The 17,378-nt window shown below is 39.7% G+C and carries 17 protein-coding genes; 4 read left to right on the forward strand and 13 right to left on the reverse strand.

The window, feature by feature from the left end; translation table 11 throughout:
• Positions 1-52: 52 nt before the first annotated feature.
• Entirely contained in the window at positions 53-1,216 is a 1,164-nt protein-coding gene (locus tag G7061_RS00325; RefSeq protein WP_159645084.1) for an acetyl-CoA C-acetyltransferase, read from the reverse strand.
• A gap of 138 nt (positions 1,217-1,354) precedes the next feature.
• On the opposite strand from G7061_RS00325, the gene G7061_RS00330 reads away from it, so the two are divergent.
• Complete coding sequence (locus G7061_RS00330; RefSeq protein WP_166117978.1) at positions 1,355-2,503, forward strand: hydroxymethylglutaryl-CoA synthase; 1,149 nt, start codon at positions 1,355-1,357, stop codon at positions 2,501-2,503.
• Positions 2,504-2,584: 81 nt separating this feature from the next.
• Here G7061_RS00330 and G7061_RS00335 read toward each other — a convergent pair whose 3' ends face one another.
• From G7061_RS00335 to dtd, 6 genes are all read right to left on the reverse strand, one after another.
• Entirely contained in the window at positions 2,585-3,757 is a 1,173-nt protein-coding gene (locus tag G7061_RS00335) for a M20 family metallopeptidase (RefSeq protein ID WP_159645088.1), read from the reverse strand.
• Positions 3,758-3,798: 41 nt separating this feature from the next.
• Positions 3,799-4,122: a cyclic-di-AMP receptor gene (locus tag G7061_RS00340; RefSeq protein WP_159638560.1), complete on the reverse strand. Its 324-nt coding sequence runs from the start codon at positions 4,120-4,122 to the stop codon at positions 3,799-3,801.
• A gap of 92 nt (positions 4,123-4,214) precedes the next feature.
• Complete coding sequence (gene ychF, locus G7061_RS00345) at positions 4,215-5,318, reverse strand: redox-regulated ATPase YchF (protein ID WP_159638562.1); 1,104 nt, start codon at positions 5,316-5,318, stop codon at positions 4,215-4,217.
• A 2-nt stretch (positions 5,319-5,320) separates the two neighbouring features.
• Entirely contained in the window at positions 5,321-5,521 is a 201-nt protein-coding gene (locus tag G7061_RS00350; protein ID WP_159638564.1) for a DUF951 domain-containing protein, read from the reverse strand.
• A gap of 9 nt (positions 5,522-5,530) precedes the next feature.
• Positions 5,531-6,382, reverse strand: a complete 852-nt coding sequence (locus G7061_RS00355) for a bifunctional 5,10-methylenetetrahydrofolate dehydrogenase/5,10-methenyltetrahydrofolate cyclohydrolase (RefSeq protein WP_166117980.1) — start codon at positions 6,380-6,382, stop codon at positions 5,531-5,533.
• Positions 6,383-6,426: 44 nt separating this feature from the next.
• Positions 6,427-6,882 carry a D-aminoacyl-tRNA deacylase gene (gene dtd, locus G7061_RS00360; RefSeq protein WP_159641540.1) on the reverse strand — a complete coding sequence of 152 codons (456 nt, stop codon included), beginning with the start codon at positions 6,880-6,882 and terminating at the stop codon, positions 6,427-6,429.
• 61 nt (positions 6,883-6,943) lie between these two features.
• Here dtd and G7061_RS00365 point away from each other — a divergent pair, with 61 nt between their 5' ends.
• The 3 genes from G7061_RS00365 (at position 6,944) to G7061_RS00375 (ending at position 10,521) form a co-directional block, all read left to right on the forward strand.
• On the forward strand, positions 6,944-8,194 hold the full coding sequence (locus G7061_RS00365) for a replication-associated recombination protein A (RefSeq protein ID WP_159641539.1): 1,251 nt from the start codon (positions 6,944-6,946) through the stop codon (positions 8,192-8,194).
• 131 nt (positions 8,195-8,325) lie between these two features.
• On the forward strand, positions 8,326-9,810 hold the full coding sequence (locus G7061_RS00370) for an ATP-binding cassette domain-containing protein (RefSeq protein ID WP_166117982.1): 1,485 nt from the start codon (positions 8,326-8,328) through the stop codon (positions 9,808-9,810).
• Positions 9,811-10,023: 213 nt separating this feature from the next.
• Positions 10,024-10,521: a peptidylprolyl isomerase gene (locus G7061_RS00375; RefSeq protein ID WP_236262312.1), complete on the forward strand. Its 498-nt coding sequence runs from the start codon at positions 10,024-10,026 to the stop codon at positions 10,519-10,521.
• 111 nt (positions 10,522-10,632) lie between these two features.
• Here the strand turns inward: G7061_RS00375 and G7061_RS00380 are convergent, their stop codons facing one another.
• The 6 genes from G7061_RS00380 to G7061_RS00405 all read right to left on the reverse strand — a co-directional run bounded on the left by G7061_RS00380 (position 10,633) and on the right by G7061_RS00405 (position 17,317).
• Positions 10,633-11,571: an IS30 family transposase gene (locus G7061_RS00380; protein WP_166117984.1), complete on the reverse strand. Its 939-nt coding sequence runs from the start codon at positions 11,569-11,571 to the stop codon at positions 10,633-10,635.
• Between the two features lie 116 nt (positions 11,572-11,687).
• Entirely contained in the window at positions 11,688-12,644 is a 957-nt protein-coding gene (locus G7061_RS00385) for a hypothetical protein (protein WP_159641536.1), read from the reverse strand.
• 285 nt (positions 12,645-12,929) lie between these two features.
• Positions 12,930-13,808, reverse strand: coding sequence for an ion transporter (locus G7061_RS00390; RefSeq protein ID WP_159641535.1), 879 nt, complete (start codon positions 13,806-13,808; stop codon positions 12,930-12,932).
• Positions 13,809-13,915: 107 nt separating this feature from the next.
• Complete coding sequence (locus G7061_RS00395) at positions 13,916-15,664, reverse strand: DEAD/DEAH box helicase (RefSeq protein WP_166082558.1); 1,749 nt, start codon at positions 15,662-15,664, stop codon at positions 13,916-13,918.
• 103 nt (positions 15,665-15,767) lie between these two features.
• Entirely contained in the window at positions 15,768-16,523 is a 756-nt protein-coding gene (locus tag G7061_RS00400; RefSeq protein WP_159635046.1) for an exodeoxyribonuclease III, read from the reverse strand.
• Between the two features lie 2 nt (positions 16,524-16,525).
• Entirely contained in the window at positions 16,526-17,317 is a 792-nt protein-coding gene (locus G7061_RS00405) for a hypothetical protein (RefSeq protein ID WP_166082561.1), read from the reverse strand.
• Positions 17,318-17,378: the final 61 nt, after the last annotated feature.

Raw genomic sequence — 17,378 nt, forward strand, 5'->3', positions numbered from 1 at the left:
AGCGAAAACAAAAAGATTGATACACTGTACCAACCTTTTCTTATTTATCATTTTAGCGATCCAAAAGCATCGCAACACCCATTCCGCCACCAATACATAGTGACGCAATTCCGCGTTTAGACTCGGATCGAAGCATTTCATAGATTAGTGTAACCATGATACGTGCTCCCGACGCTCCAATTGGATGCCCCAGTGAGATTGCACCACCGTTCACATTAACTTTATTAGCATCAATATTTAAATCACGAATAACCGCTAATGACTGTGCGGCAAATGCTTCGTTCAATTCAAATCGATCAACACTGTTTAAATCAATTTTTGTTTTTTCAACGAGTTTGGAAACTGCAAGATAGGGTGCATATCCCATAATTGATGGATCCATACCAATTTCCGCAAATCCATTAATGGTTGCGAGAATCTCAAGATTCATGGCTTCTGCTTTTTCTCGACTCATAATAACCAATGCAGCTGCACCATCATTAACTCCGGATGAATTTCCAGCAGTTACAGAACCACCCTCACGAAAGCTTGGTTTTAATTTTTGAAGTCCTTCAAGTGTTGAGTTATGACGAATGTATTCATCTTCCTCAAAAATCCCTTTTTTTGTTTCTACAGGTACAATTTCTGCTTTAAAGATACCTTCGCGTTGTGCTTTGCTTGCACGAAGTTGAGATTCCAGTGCAAATGCATCTTGGTCTTCGCGGCTCACATTGAATTGATCCGCAACATGCTCTGCTGTCATTCCCATTAATTCTTGTGTAAAGGCATCCGTAAATCCATCAACCGTTATCGTATCCTGTGTTTCAAGATTCCGCATTTTCGAACCGAATCGACCGTTTTTTACAATATGTGGGGCCTGAGATAGGTTTTCAAAACCACCCACAACTGCAATATCACTTTCTCCCAGCAAAATTGACTGCATTCCAAGATGAATTGACTTCATCCCAGAACCGCACATTTCATTGATTGTCATCGCTGGTGTGCTGTATGGAATTCCCGCATGAACGGATGCTTGTCGCGCTGGGTTTTGTCCCAATCCCGACTGAATCACGTTTCCCATAACAACATAATCGACGTCTTCCGGCTTGATTCGTGCACGATTCATCGCTTCTTTTATTACGGCAGTCCCGATTTCTACGGCTGTGGTTCCAATGAGGCTTCCCCCAAATTTCCCAATAGCAGTACGGGCCGCGCCTACAATTACTACGTCGCGCAAATAGATCACTCCTTTTTGTTTTATAGTGTTAGCCTGTATATTATACCTTTTGTTTAATCCAAAAACAAAACTTTTCGTATTCTTTGCCTATTTGGGCAAATCTCCGTATAATAGTTTTACTATTAAAAGGAGTACTTTATGAAAATAGGTATTGATAAAATCGGGTTCTATTCTCCAGGATATTTTCTGGATATGGCCGATTTAGCTACAGCGCGTAACGCTGACGTGAACAAGTATACCATTGGTCTTGGACAAGATAGAATGGCAATGCCCCCTATCACACAAGATACCATAACTATGGCTGCGAATGCTGCCGTTGGAATCTTATCCGAAGAAGATTTAGAAGCAATCGATTTGGTTATCTTAGGTACCGAAAGCGGAACCGACCAGTCAAAAGCAGGTGCAACTGCAATCCACCATTTATTAGGTATTAACCCCTATGCTCGTGCAATCGAAATGAAACAAGCTTGTTATGCTGCAACCGCAGGAATTCAACTTGCGAAAGGTCATATTGCATTAAACCCTACCAAAAAGGCTCTGATTATCGCATCAGACATTTCCAAATACGGCTTAAATTCAGGTGGTGAACCGACACAAGGTGCCGGTGCTGTCGCGATTTTAATTGCTGCAAATCCGCGCATTATGAGTTTGGATAATGACGCTGCATACTTTACTGATGATATTTTGGATTTCTGGCGACCAAACTACAGCGATTATGCATTTGTTGATGGTCAGTATTCGAACGAACAATACCAACGATTCTTTGAAGCAACGTTTAACCGCTACATGGAAGATACCGGCCGTACACTTGATGATTTCAATGCGTTAACATTCCATATTCCGTATACCAAGCTAGGGCTTAAATCATTACGTATGGTCGCAGATATAGAGACCCGTCCTGATTTGTTTGAGAATTTTAATCACGCTACTTATTACAACCGAACGGTTGGAAATATTTATACAGGTTCACTCTATTTGAGTCTTATTTCGTTACTTGAAAAAGGGTCATTAGCCGCAGGTTCTCGAATTGGACTGTTTAGTTACGGTTCAGGAGCTGTTGGAGAATTTTTCAGCGGTGTTCTTGAGGACGGTTACAAAGACCATCTTGTTTCGGATCATCAAACCATGATTGATGCCCGTAAACGCCTATCGATTCATGCCTATGAAGCGATGTATAATGTATCGTTAATTAAAGATGGTTCGCACCAAATCTTGGATACAACACACGAAACATCACCATTCTATCTTAAAGAAATCAAACACCACAAACGTGTTTATAATAAATAAAAGGAGCTTTTGCTCCTTTTTTGTTTGTTTTTTATGCGTTATGTTGTGATTTTGTCATCTAAATACACAAAGTTTCATGTGTTATTGCTCATCAATATATGCAATTGTTAGTTCAATCATCGTTTGCGCAAGCATAACCAATACCCGTTCATCTGCTTCAAATTTAGGATTATGTAAAAAATATGGAGATGGTGCTGCAGATGACCCTACAAATAGAAACGCACCTGGAATTGTTTTTAAATACGTTGCGAAATCTTCTGAGAATGGTACAGGTTCAATTTCTTCAACCGTATCAAGAAAGGCTGCTTTTTTAAGAACTGGAATAATCTTCGATACCACTTCAGGATGATTTACAAGTGCGGGGTATCCTCCTAAATGATTCATTCGAACCTCAACCTTGTACATAGCGGCAATACCATGACACAGCGCTTCAAGTTCTGATTCAAGACATTTTTCAACACTTTCCTCGAAATAACGCGTGCTTAAAGCGAGATGAACATGCTCTTGGATGACATTATCAGCACCTTTTCCCTCAAACGATCCGATTGTAATTACGGCCGGTTTTTGTGGGTCAATACGGCGAGACACAATGCTTTGGGTCGCTACAACGAATTGACTTGCAGCAACAATTGCATCATTCGCTAGATGTGGCGATGCACCATGTCCACCTAAACCAGTAATATCAACTGTGATTGCGGCATTACCGGCCATCATGGATGCCTTCGCATAACGGATGGTTCCGAGCTTTTCGTCAGGCATCACATGCGCTCCATAAATACGGGTTACATCATCAAGAAGTCCGGAGTTCATGAAATCCACAGCACCTCCTGGAGGTGTTTCTTCGGCATGTTGGTGGATAATTTTGATAGTAATCGGTAATTGGTCACGAAGTGTGATGAGACTATCAGCCGCAATCATAAGAGCTGCTGTATGCAAATCATGACCACACGCATGCATAATACCATCATGTTGAGACTTAAACGAACTCTCGACTAACTCTTGCATTGGTAAGGCATCAAAATCCGCTCTCAATGCGAGGACACGTTCTGATTTTCCTGGGTTAATCGTAACTACAAAGCCGTGACGCTCTGAAATCGTGTCTATTTGTACGGGTTTTTCCGCATAGAAGTTTTTAATGTATGCTGCAGTCTCAACTTCTGCGAATGACAATTCTGGAAATTGATGGAGATGCCGACGTATTGCAATCATTTCATCCATTCGGTCCTCAATCATTTTTAATAATAATGCTTTCATAGCGTCTCCTTAAATAAAAGTACCGCCGCAGCGGTACTTGATTATAGTTTGTGGAATGCTTCGACATCTACAACAAATACTGTTGCACCACCCACTTGGACTTCAACTGGGAATGAAGCATAGCGTCCGATGTCATAAGATGCTGTGGAAGGAACCACTTCGGTGCGTTTTTTACCTTCGCGACCGATAATCTCTAAACAAGAATCAACACGATCATCATCACAACCAATAATTAGAGTTGTGTTACCTGCTCGTAGGAATCCTCCTGTCGTTGCAAGACGTGTTACTTGGAAATTCTCTTTGTTTAGCGCTGTTGAAACAGATGAACTATCATCGTTTGATACAATTGCGAGTACTAATTTCATAAGTATTCTCCCCTCTTATTACGTTTATTATAACACAAAGAAAAATATCACAAGTCAATGACTTGCGATATTTGGTGAATTTTTTGTTAAGTTTAGTTATTAAAGCGGAAATGGACAATATCGCCATCTTTCATGACATACTCTTTACCTTCCGAACGAAGTTTCCCAGCTTCTTTAACGACTTGTTCAGAACCAAGTTCCACAAGATCATTAACATGGTAGACTTCGGCACGAATAAATCCTTTTTCAAAATCAGTATGGATTACCCCAGCACATTGTGGTGCCTTCATGCCTTCAGTAAATGTCCATGCACGAATTTCTTTCGGCCCTGCTGTAAAGAATGTACGCAAGCTAAGAATATCATATGCGTTTCGGACTAAAACATCGAGACCACTCTCTTCAACACCAAGTTCGCTTAAGAACTCATCACGTTCTTCATCTGCAAGACTAGACAAATCTTCTTCAACTTTTGCACATACAGTAACAACACGACTATCACGTGCCTCAGCATATGCTTTAACTTTTTGATACATCTCATTTTCTTCAACATTTGCGATACTGTCTTCATCTACGTTCGCAACATAGATGACAGGTTTGATTGTTAGGAAGTGGAATGTACGAATTAACTTCATTTCATCATCAGTTAGTGACAAATCAGAAAGCGGACGGTTGTCTTCAAGCACCGCTTTACACTTATCAAGCACTTTAAGTTCGTTCTGTGCATCTTTATCGTTTGATTTGGCTTTACGTCCGACACGATTTAAGCGATTCTCAACTGATTGTAAATCAGCAAGCATCAATTCAATTTCTATAATTTCGATATCAGAGATTGGATCTCCGACAACCCCGTGCTCATGTACGATGTCTGGATTTGCAAAACAGCGAACGACGTGAGCGATTGCATCCACTTCACGAATGTTTGAAAGGAACTGGTTTCCTAAACCTTCCCCTTTTGATGCTCCCTTTACAAGCCCTGCAATATCGGTAAATTCAAATGTTGTTGGAATAATTTTTTCAGATTCAATTTTGCTTCGAATATCTTCCAAGCGTTTGTCGTTTACTTTAACGACACCTACGTTGGGTTCAATTGTCGCAAACGGATAGTTCGCTGCTTCAACTTGTGATTTTGTAATTGCGTTAAATAGTGTTGATTTTCCAACGTTTGGTAAACCAACAATTCCTGCTGTTAATGCCATATTTATGCCTCATTTCTTTCAATTATTTTTTTGAGTTTCTTTTCAAATTCGTGGCGTTCCATCATGATGACAGCACCACAGCCTTCACATTTTATTTTAATATCCGCACCCATACGTGTAATTTTGAAGTATTGTGATTTTTTACAGGGATGGTCTTTTTTCATCTGAACGATATCACCAAGGCCATATTCTTTTTTAATCATAGGGTCTCCTTATTTTTGCGCATGATGCGCACGGTATGCTTGCAGTGTGTTTTCCAATAAACTTGCAATAGTCATCGGACCAACACCTTTCGGTACTGGCGTCGCATAAGCAACTTTTTTATATGCTTCTGGATCAACATCTCCCACAATCTTGCCATCAATCCGATGAATTCCAACATCCACCAATACTTGATGTGATTGAACTTGAGATGCCTTAATAAAGTTGGGTTGCCCAATCGCCACAACTACAATGTCACTTTCTTGAATCAAAGTATCGAGATTTTGAGTTCGAGAATGTGCTAGGGTAACTGTCGCATTCGCATGGGTTAGGAGTGTCGCAACGGGTTTTCCCACGAGACGACTTCGCCCAATGACAAGCGCTCGTTTGCCTGTTACATCAATATGATACCAGTCCAATAAGCGTATAATCCCTTTGGGTGTGCACGAAATGAACTGAGGGCGGTTAATTTCCAATAGACCAACATTAAGTGGATGAAGTCCGTCAACATCTTTACTTGGGCTGATGGCATCCACAATTATGTCTTCATTGATATGTTTTGGTAATGGCAGCTGGACGAGAATTCCATCAACATCTGCATCATCGTTTAAGGCATGGATATGACGTAATACATCATCTTCAGACGTATCTTCTTCTAGTCGAATAGTCTTGGAAGTCATCCCAACAGCACTCGCTTGCTTCATTTTCGAATTTACATAGGTTTCAGAAGCTGGATCGTTTCCAACCAAGACAACTGTTAGTGATGGGGCGCGGTTTCCTTGCATCGTAATCTCAGAAACTTCTTGTGCAATTTGTTTTCGAATTTCTTTCGAAACATGCAAACCATCAAGACGTGTACTCATACTTATCCCTCCTTAGCGATTTCCACCCATAATAATATCACACCTTAAATGACCTTACCATCTTTGATAGTTAGAATCACGGTAACCGGGCCATCATTGTCTAATATGACGTTCATATGGTGTTGAAACTTACCTGTTTGAACCTCAATTCCATGCGCTCTAAGTTTCGCATTAAACTGTTCAAAGTATTCATTTGCCAATTCTGGCCGCATTGCACCAATAAAACTGGGGCGATTCCCTTTGCGGGCATCAGCTGCAAGTGTGAATTGTGATATTGATAAAATTTTTCCACCGACATCTTGAATGCTCCGATTCATCTTTCCTTCGGCATCTTCAAAAAGACGAATTTGTGCAATTTTATCCGCTGCCTTTTGGATATCACGTTCGCCATCATCTACTTCAATTCCTACCAGTAGCATAAAACCCTCTTGAATCGCTCCAACGCTTTCCGAATCAACGATAACTTTTGCTTCTTTAACTTTCTGAATTACTATTTTCATGGTGTCACCTCTATGCCTTATTTTACACGAATCATGATACAATATATAGAAGGAGATTTGTATGAATAAACCTTTAGCACATACTGTGAGACCACAAACTATTAACGAAATTGCAGGCCAAGACCACTTACTCGGGGAAGGTCAAATTTTACGCAATCTTGTCACCAACAAAGAAATTCCATCTATGATTTTTTTCGGTCCTCCCGGAACTGGAAAAACCACTACAGCGATGGCAATCGCAAACACTTTAGGACGTCCGTTTCGACTTTTCAATGCGGTCACTGATAATAAGAAAAAATTAGATCAGTTATTTGTGGAGGCTGAGATGAGTCAAGGACTTGTTGTGATTATCGACGAAGTCCATCGCCTCAATAAAGACAAACAAGATGTTCTTTTACCTCATATTGAAAGTGGGCTCATCACGATGATTGGAGCAACAACTGCTAATCCTTATTTCTCGATTAACCCAGCAATCCGTTCACGTGTTCACTTATTCGAGTTTAATCCGATTGATACCGCGCATTTAGAATCTGTTCTTAAACGTGCATTCAAGCACTACCCGGATAAATCGATTGATGATGATGTCATTGCAACCATCGCTAAAAGTGCAAACGGTGATGCGCGTTATGCTTTAAATGCCTTGGAGATTCTTACCAAATCAACATTAGATACACACCTCACAGCCCAGCATCTTAATGCCCTTTCTTTATCCATGAATATTTCAATGGATAAAGACTCTGATAATTACTACGATACTTTGAGCGCCTTCCAAAAGTCGATTCGCGGAAGCGATGTTGATGGCGCTTTGTACTATCTTGCTAAATTAATCCAAGTCGGGGATTTTGATTCCATCGAACGTCGCTTGATTACGATTGCCTACGAAGATATCGGTCTTGCTAATCCTGCCTTATGTGCACGTGTCGCTGAAGCCGTAGCTGCTGCGCGCCGAATCGGCTTTCCAGAAGCACGTATTCCGTTAAGTGTCGTCGTTATTGAGTGCGCCTTATCACCAAAATCCAAGAGTGCCGAGCATGGCATTGATCGTGCCTTAGATACAGTTCGTAATACCGCGTACCAAGTTCCTAAGTACTTACGCTTGAATGCTGTCGGGGTCGATCCGATTGATATGTATGATTATGATCGTTCCGATTTATGGAATAAAATCCAGTATTTACCAAATGAGCTCAAAGATACAGAATTTTATATTCCTGGTAATGAAAACTCTGCCGAGAAAACATACAGTGCCAATCGCACTGCACTTAAAAAGATTAAGCGTACGAATAATTTGCGTAAGTTGAAACAAAAAGTATGAGATTTGACTTTTTCGTTATCCACTTGTACACTTAATTTGACTAGAGAGGTAGCACATCGCTAAACTGGTGAATCAATTGGGACAATTTCTTATTATTTAAATCTAAATATTAAATAAGGAGGAGTTTTCTAATGTTTACTTTTAGTCTCAACACTAAGACAAAAGAGGGACGTGAACTTGTCACGTCTTTTTCTATGTCTGTAAATCAACATGACCGCATCGCTCTCATCGGCGAAGAAGGTAATGGAAAGAGTGTCTTTTTAAAAACACTCATCCATCACCCAGATGTAATGGATCTTGATATCCAACGGTCAATATCACAACCAAATCTTGTTTTTGGTTACGTATCCCAAGATGTATCACTGGGCGATCTTGATCTCAGTGTACTCGAATTCGCATTAGATAATATGTGGGATCGTTACGCCGTATTTCTCAAATTGTTCCATAAACTTTTACCCAATCTGACGGAAGATGATTTTGACCGAACACTTGCTACCTTAAGTGGTGGTGAACGTGTCAAGTTACAGTTGGTCAAACTCATGCTTGAAGATGTCGATGTTTACGTTCTCGATGAACCTACCAATAATCTCGATGTTGAAACCTTGCAATGGCTCGAAACCTGGATGCTAGATCAAGATGCGCCGATTCTTTTTGTATCACATGACGTCACACTTATCACTCATACCGCAAATCGAATCATACACTTTGAGTTACTCAACAAAAAGACCAAGCAACAAATTACACTCTTTGAAGGGTCCTATTCAGATTATTGGGATATTCGCCAACGAAAAATTGCCCATCATAATCAAATTGTCGCAAGTCAAGAACGCGAACACAAAAAACAAATTGATACGTGGCAACAACAATATCAAAAAGTAGGACATCAATTGCAAAACGTCAATCGGGCAGACCCCGGACTTCAAAAGAAAATGAAAAATCTTAAAGCCCAAAAAGCACGTTATGATAAACAGCCGCAGATCGAACAGCGTACTGTTGAGTCGCCGAGTACTTTTGTACTCGATACTGTCGCACCGATTTCACAGCGTCATCTTGTCGATGTGGATGTGTCTCACCCGATGATAGCCACACCCATTCATTTTTCGATGACGAGCACCAGTAAAATTGCTTGCACAGGTTCAAATGGAATTGGAAAATCTACATTCATTAATTTATGGACCGAAGCGCTCGCGCCAACCTCAATTGCATATCAAGTTGTTTATCAAGATATTTGGAAAAACTTGGATTTATCGTTAAGTCCCTTGGATCATTGTGCGCCAAGTGGAACGCGTGACGCCCTTGAATCAACACGTAATGCACTCTCACACTTGCGTTTTTCGCGTGAAGAAATGACACTTCCCTTGCATAAACTATCGGGAGGACAACGCACAAAGGTTGCCTTGCTCCATGCAATGAATCAATCACCCCAACTCTTAATTCTTGACGAACCAACTCGCAACCTCAGCCCGGACACGCAAAAGGAAGTCACCGAAATGCTTGAAGCATTTCCTGGCGCAATCTTTTGCATTACACACGATCGCGGATTGATGGTAGCCATTTTTGATACCTGTTTTACGTTAACTACTGAGGGATTCGCAGCCACATCCGCAAATTTTTAACCGCTTTATCACATTGAGAATGCTATAATGACTAAGATGTACAAAGAGGAGACATGTATGAAAAAACTGAGTGTACTTATGATTCTCGGCATTTTGTTGGTGGGTTGTTCATCCAAGCCAAAGGAAGAACCCGTTTCATTGCCAGAAACGAAAACAGAAACCGAATCAAAAACTGATTATAGTAAAGAGACCAATCCAGTTGCTACAATTACAATGACTAATGGCGATGTTATCACCGCTGAATTGTATCCTGAGGTTGCTCCGAATACCGTCAACAACTTTATCTCGTTGGCAAATAGTGGCTTTTATGATGGTGTTATTTTCCACCGTGTAATTCCTGGATTTATGATTCAAGGGGGAGACCCTGATGGAACTGGAATGGGCGGACCGGGTTATGGTATCAAAGGGGAATTTGCAAACAATGGCTTCCCGAATGATTTAAAACACAATCGTGGAGTGCTTTCAATGGCACGTGCGCAAGACCCTAACTCCGCAGGCTCACAATTCTTCATCATGCATAAAGATTCACCGCACCTAGACAAAGACTATGCTGCATTCGGTATGGTTACTAGTGGTTTAGAAGCTGTCGATAAAATTGCTGCACTGGATCGTGACCGCAGTGATCGTCCAACAACTGATAGTGATAATGTTATAGCATCAATTACTGTTGATACTAAAGGTGTAACATATCCTTCACCTGAGAAAAACTAAAAGCTCCTTACGGAGCTTTTTTTTAGTAATAGACGATTTGTGTAAATCTCTAGACCTAATTCAAAAATCATCAATACGTAAAAACAAGCCTTCGGGCTTGTTTTTCTTTTATCAAATCTCAACCGCACCACTATTCATTTTTAAAAATTCTATCTCATAAGCAGTTTTAAAGTCAAATATTTTACGCGGCATTGAGTTGATTTTAAAGGCAATGTCATCAAGATATTGTTGTCCAATGCTGTAAAGTGACTTTCCTTTCGGTATAAATCTTCTAACTATCGCATTGGCTCGTTCATTAGAACCACGCTGAAAAGAACAGTAAGGATCGCATTTATATAGTTTGACACCGAGTCGTTTTGCAGTAATTCCCATTGTATTAAACTCTAATCCATTATCAACGGTTATTGATTTCGTCACTATTTTGTTTTCTTCTATAAATTTTCTAATTAATGAGGATGTGTAATAGTCCAATCGATACTCAGCCTTGATCAGCCAATTCATTCTGGAACATCGATCTACGATTGATATTATTGCTGCACTTTCATTTTTCTTTCCGATTATTGAGTCAATTTCAAGGTGACCGATTTCATCTCGGGCCTCTATATAATTGGGTCTCAGACTAATTGGTAGCACAGTTCGATTTACCAAACTCCATTGAAAGTGGTTCATCATTCCGCTCATTCGCTTCTTTCGTCTACGTCTCTTGTAACACATCTTAAGAGGATCAATCGTAAGTTTTCCTTGGTTGATCCAGTTATACACTTGTTGAACGGATACACAGGGTTTATGAGGATGATACCTTCTATAGTTGTTGAGGCAGACATCGATAGAACGGACTTTCGGATCATAACGAGAATTGAGGTAATCGATTAAGTGGTTATATTTATGTTGAATATCTATTTTTCTTTTCTTATAATGATTGCTTTTATACCTCGAAACAGTTGAATGCGAAATATTCAGTTCGCGTCCAACTTGTCGCATCGAATATCCTACACTCAATAAAATATCGATTTGGTCTTTTATTTTTTTATTTAATTGCTTATACTTCATATGGGAGCTCCTTTTAGTCGGGTGGGCTCCTTTTATTATACAAAAACAACCTCACCTTGGTGGTGCGGTTGAGATTTGAATTTAGGAAAACAAGCCCGAAGGCTTGTTTTTTATAATTATTTAACGATAGCGATAGCTTTTTCGTTGTTGACTTCAATTGGTGATAATAATGGAGTTTTGCCCATTGTTACTGATGATTTAAGATCTGCATCTGCACCTGCTTTGACTTCTGCTGGTGTTTTCCCGATAACATATTCGTTAAATGCTGCAACTTGTTCGTACCATTCTTTACCGATTGAACTTGCAATCTTCATACCATATTCGTCTTTTTTCTGACCTTTTGTACGTTGAACTTCTTCGTTCAATGTAGCAACACCGTTTTCAACTTTTCCTGTAACTTGTGCTGCATCGATGAATGAGTATACAACTTTTCCATCTGGATCGTATGCTGTTGCTGCTACTGTTGTTGTTAAGTCAAGTTTGTCAGCTGCGCCTGTTGTGAATGAAACATTTCCTACTGTTGCTGCATTCTTTACGTCAACTGCATTTTCAACTGCTAATTTTACAATTTCCAAGTAGTTTGAAACATCAATTGAAACTGATGATGTTAAATCTGCATTTGCAGGTACAGCTGGGTGAGCTGCATCTTTTTCTACTGTTTCCATTGCTAATACTTCAGCAACTGTTTTTCCTGTCATCCAAGTTTCAAGATTTTCCATTTGTTTGTACCATTCTTGACCGATTTTACTTGCTTTGACCATTCCGTATTCATCGCCTAAAACTTTTTTTGAACCGTCAAATTTGAATGGTTCAATTGAGTTGTCTGCGTTGTATGCTTGTTTGTTTTGAGCAACGTCAATTTGCACTTGAGCAATTTTGTCATCTTTCAATACAACTGTTCCGTAGTATACGTTTGTTTCGAAGTTTCCTTTTTTGTCCCCTTCTGGTGCTGCGGCTTTTGCCTTAACAGTAACTGCAGTTCCAATTTTTACATCTTGCCCTTTTGGCTTTGATGCGCCACATCCTGTTAATACAAGAAGGCCAACTAATAATAAAGCAACTAATTTTTTCATTGCATATTCCTCCCGTGTCTGCTCTTCCATTGTACGAATTTTATGTTTATTCGGTCAATTCATATTATTGAGATTGTTAGGTTATACCTATACTTTTCACAAGTTACATCATTTTTTTTACTAACTTGTGAAAAAATACATAATATTTACTAAGGTATTTTTAAGTGCTTTCGTACACATCGAATTCAATGTGTACTTTCAATTCATGTTCATAAAATCTCAGATTTCATTCAGTGTCTCTAATTCGGTTTTCACAAGCGGTCCGCAAACACCAAACATTTTCTGTTATACATTATCAATTATAGACGCTTCGTCACTATCAGGTAACGGCTGACCACAACATGGACAATATTTATGGTGTGGTTCAACTTTAAGTTTTGGTGCCTTTTGCGCTTCCAGTTTTCGCGACTGTTCGATAAATCCAGCGGATACAATACCAGTCGGAATGGCCGTTAAACCAATTCCTAAAAAGGTGATAATTGCACTTAAGATTCGCCCTGCCGTTGTTATTGGATAGATGTCGCCATATCCTACAGTCGTAATCGTCGACATTGCCCACCACATCGCCGAGAACGCGTTTTTGAATTTATCAGGTTGGGCTTGATGCTCAATATCATACATTAACATTGAAGCAATAAACATTAGCAGAAGTATAATTATTATCGATGATAACAATTGTGATGCTCGTGTTTTGAGAACATTTCCGATCAAACTTAATGATGACGTATAGCGATTAATCTTGAACACACGTAGCAAACGTAGCAACTTGATGCCACGCATTGCTCCCGCACTGAGTCCAAACATTGGCAGATAGAATGGTAAAATCGACAATAAATCTACAATTGCCATGCCACTCTTTGCATATTTTAGTCGTGCTTTGGTAGGTGATAGTTCCGGATACATTAAATCAGCGGTCCAAAGTCGTACCGCATACTCTAATGTAAACAGTATGACAAATACCATTTCCATGGTATTAATCGCTGTTGTGTAATGAGTTGGTAAATCAAATGTGCTGATAAATGCGACGACAACACTGACTAAGACAACAATCATTAAGAAGGCATCCACGACGTTCGCGAGTGCAGAATGTTCATCTTGGCGAATCAAGTTGTATATTTGATGCTCGAGATATTTGTTGTACTTTTTATGATGTTTTTTTTCCACAGTACTCCCCCTTTTATCACTTATGCACATCATACCATGTATTCATAAATATACGCTGAATTACTCCCACAAAAAAACTCATAGCGAACCTATGAGTTTTGATTTTACTATTTTCCGCGATCTTTACGACGTTCATTGTCGTAACGACGTGAGCGTGCTTGTTTGGAATCCGAATCCGTTCCACGACGACGGCGATCGCCACCACGGTTTCCGCGGTCACGGCCTCCACCACCATCACGACGGCGAGAATCTCCACCACGGTCACGACGACGTGGTTCACGAATTGCTTCAACTTCTAACATCTCAGTATCGAAGTTTTTGCCTTTAATAGTTACTTTTTTCAAGTCTTCCATTATTGAAGTTGCATGTTCACGGGGAACTTCAACTGTGGAAACAGTATCGTCAATTATGATGCGTCCGATATCTTTTCCACGAATTCCTGTGGCTGTTGCAATTGCACTAACAAGGTGTGATGCCGAAATACCTTGGCGTCCTCCAATTGTTAATGCGATTTTTGAGAATTGGTCACGGTTTTGAACACGTTTGCTTGCTGCTTCACCTTTAATTGCTGCTAAGTTATTTTCTGCAACAGATTTATTGATGAATGCAATGATGATTTCTTCTTGTGTGAAGCCTTCTTTTGAAAGACCTTCATATGCTATATCAAAGAGTTTACCACGTTCTGCCGATGACCATTGGCGAATATCAGCTGCAAGTTTTTGCACCAATACTGCGTTAAGTTGTTCTTTAGTAGGAAGTGGTGTTTCTTTAATTTCTGAATTTGAGAGACGTTCAATTTGACGAATTGCGTAGCGTTGGCGGCGTGTTACAAGTGTAATTGCCAATCCTTCTTTACCTGCACGTCCAGTACGTCCAATACGGTGTACATAGTATTCAAGTTCTTGCGGTACATCATAGTTAATAACAACGTCCATGCTGTCAACGTCGATTCCTCGAGCTGCAACATCCGTCGCGATAAGCACTTTAACCATGCCTCGCTTAAAGCGTCCCATAACCATGCTTCGCATTTCTTGTTTCATGTCACCATGTAATCCTAAAGCTGGGAATCCTGCTTTATTTAATTCTGTAGTGAGCTCGTCAACCATTTTCTTCGTATTACAGAAGATCATGATTCCGTTTGCGTCGTGAATTTGTAGTAATTGTGTTACTAAATTAATTTTTTGGTTTGATTCAACTGTATAGTAACGTTGCTCGATGCGTGAAACCGTTAAGTTATTGCGTGATAATGCAATACGTTCTGGTTCAACTAAGAAATCATCACTTAAGCGAATAATTTCTTTAGGCATTGTTGCAGAGAAGAAAGCCATTTGACGTTCTTCAGGAAGATATTCGAAAATTTCACGAATATCATCAACAAAACCCATGTTCAGCATTTCATCGGCTTCGTCTAAAACAATTCTTGTTGTGTGGTTTAAGCGAATCGTACGACGACGGATATGATCCATCAAACGTCCTGGTGTTGCTACCACAATATCTGCACCACGTTTCAAATCTTTAATTTGACGGTCAATCGGTGCGCCTCCGTATATACTTACGACACTAAGTTTTTTGTATTTTGCAAAGCTACGAATTTCTTCAGCTACTTGCATACTTAGTTCACGTGTTGGACATAAGATCAAAGCTTGTGTTTGTTTGTCTACATGCTCAACTGCAGTCACGATTGGTAATCCAAACGCCGCAGTTTTACCTGTTCCTGTTTGAGATTGCGCTAATAAATCATGACCATTTAATAAAATAGGGAGTGCTTGCTGTTGAATATCGGTTGGATTTTCATATCCTTTTTCCGTTATCGCGCGAGCGACTTCCTCTGATAATCCTAATTCTAAAAATGTCATTTATTTTCCTACTTCTTTTCTAGTACACGCGTTAAAGTATAACATAAATAGAAACGCTTGTCATTTTCTGTACTTATTATAAAAAAAGAGTAGGAATCCTACTCTAAACCTGAAGTTCTAACATGACTGGACAGTGATCACTTCCAACAACTTGATCATAGATATCTGCACCTACAATCGCATCACGCAAGCGCTCTGAAACAACAAAATAATCAATCCGCCACCCTACATTGCGACTCCGCGCTGCTGCACGGTAGCTCCACCACGAGTAACGATCTGTGACATCTCCGTGGACATGTCGGAATGAATCAAGATAACCTGCATCCAACAAATTCGTAAATTGTCCTCGTTCTTCGTCAGAAAAACCAGGATTTTTACGGTTTGTGCTTGGATTTTTGAGATCGATTTCTTTGTGCGCAACGTTGAGGTCACCACATATTACAACTGGTTTATCTGCTTCCAGTGTTGTAATGAATGCACGGAAGTCATCCTCCCATTGCATACGATATTCTAAACGTTTTAATTCTTGCTGACTGTTTGGGGTATACACACACACTAAGTAGAACGCATCAAATTCGCATGTTATTACACGACCCTCTTGATCGTGCTCAGAAATTCCAATGCCATATTTGACCGAAAGTGGTTCTTGTCGCGAATATACAGCAGTTCCTGAGTACCCTTTTTTCACCGCATAATTATAGTATGCGTGATATCCTTCCGGATGATAGTCCAATTGTCCTGCCTGCATTTTCGTTTCTTGAAGACACAAAACATCTGTATCTAAACTTTCAAAAATACCTACAAAATCTTTTCCCATTACTGCTCGTAATCCATTCACATTCCAAGATACCAATTTCATGTCTATTGCCTCCACATTTCACTAAATGGTTTGAATTCAATGCTTGAACTCATTTGTTTAGCACTCTGACGGTGCTTCTTAATATCATTTTCATTTTCATTGATTAAGGTTTCGCGGTCTATCATGTATTGAACGTAGACCATTTTTTTTATGAGATACCATGATGCGATTGCATCATGAATCCGTTGTGCACGTCCTTTCGGATCATTTTCAAAACTTAGTTCGAGCGTTTCTTTAATGTTTTGACTCTCAGCGTGACTTTGTTCCAACAATTCTTGCGGTGTCGTAAAGTAGCGACGGTCAAGCTCTCGTTGGAGCACTGAGCATCGTGCCTTTCCTTCAAACAGCAAGGAATACAAGGCTACGATTCGTTCTGAATCGGATGTATCCATCACTATAACATTATCAACAAACGGCTCGAGTAATGCATCGCGCTCAGTCAAACTGAAGAAAATACCTTTTGCTTCATAATAATTACGATCGACCAAAATCATCGCAAATTCGCGGCCTTCTATTTCCGTATAAAGAATAAGTGGTGCTTTAATATACCACTTTGGAATTTTATGAATATCCTTGTAACTTATAATTTTATTGGCAATCACTTCTTTATTAATAAAAACACTAAATGCCTCAATCACACGCACTTCAGAATCTATTTCCAAAATGCCCTCCAGCGTATCGCTAAATTGTACAGTGTCCCGGTTCAGATAATCTTCTACATATCCGTTGAAAGCACAGTCTTTAGCACCTACGCGGAAATCTTTTATTTCCTTCAAAGTAGTGTACAGACTCATTTATATATTTCCCCCCATGTACTCTTATTTTGGCACATTCTCAAAAGAAATGAAAGTGTGT

It is taken from the genome of Erysipelothrix sp. HDW6B (genome assembly GCF_011301115.1).
GTDB lineage: Bacteria > Bacillota_I > Bacilli_A > Erysipelotrichales > Erysipelotrichaceae > Erysipelothrix > Erysipelothrix anatis.

Coding starts and splice junctions, on each gene's coding strand:
- G7061_RS00330 (WP_166117978.1), top strand. CDS start 1,355: ATGAAAATAGGTATTGATAAAATCGGGTTCTATTCTCCAGGATATTTT.
- G7061_RS00335 (WP_159645088.1), bottom strand. CDS start 3,757: ATGAAAGCATTATTATTAAAAATGATTGAGGACCGAATGGATGAAATG.
- G7061_RS00340 (WP_159638560.1), bottom strand. CDS start 4,122: ATGAAATTAGTACTCGCAATTGTATCAAACGATGATAGTTCATCTGTT.
- ychF (WP_159638562.1), bottom strand. CDS start 5,318: ATGGCATTAACAGCAGGAATTGTTGGTTTACCAAACGTTGGAAAATCA.
- G7061_RS00350 (WP_159638564.1), bottom strand. CDS start 5,521: ATGATTAAAAAAGAATATGGCCTTGGTGATATCGTTCAGATGAAAAAA.
- G7061_RS00355 (WP_166117980.1), bottom strand. CDS start 6,382: ATGAGTACACGTCTTGATGGTTTGCATGTTTCGAAAGAAATTCGAAAA.
- dtd (WP_159641540.1), bottom strand. CDS start 6,882: ATGAAAATAGTAATTCAGAAAGTTAAAGAAGCAAAAGTTATCGTTGAT.
- G7061_RS00365 (WP_159641539.1), top strand. CDS start 6,944: ATGAATAAACCTTTAGCACATACTGTGAGACCACAAACTATTAACGAA.
- G7061_RS00370 (WP_166117982.1), top strand. CDS start 8,326: ATGTTTACTTTTAGTCTCAACACTAAGACAAAAGAGGGACGTGAACTT.
- G7061_RS00375 (WP_236262312.1), top strand. CDS start 10,024: ATGACTAATGGCGATGTTATCACCGCTGAATTGTATCCTGAGGTTGCT.
- G7061_RS00380 (WP_166117984.1), bottom strand. CDS start 11,571: ATGAAGTATAAGCAATTAAATAAAAAAATAAAAGACCAAATCGATATT.
- G7061_RS00385 (WP_159641536.1), bottom strand. CDS start 12,644: ATGAAAAAATTAGTTGCTTTATTATTAGTTGGCCTTCTTGTATTAACA.
- G7061_RS00395 (WP_166082558.1), bottom strand. CDS start 15,664: ATGACATTTTTAGAATTAGGATTATCAGAGGAAGTCGCTCGCGCGATA.
- G7061_RS00400 (WP_159635046.1), bottom strand. CDS start 16,523: ATGAAATTGGTATCTTGGAATGTGAATGGATTACGAGCAGTAATGGGA.
- G7061_RS00405 (WP_166082561.1), bottom strand. CDS start 17,317: ATGAGTCTGTACACTACTTTGAAGGAAATAAAAGATTTCCGCGTAGGT.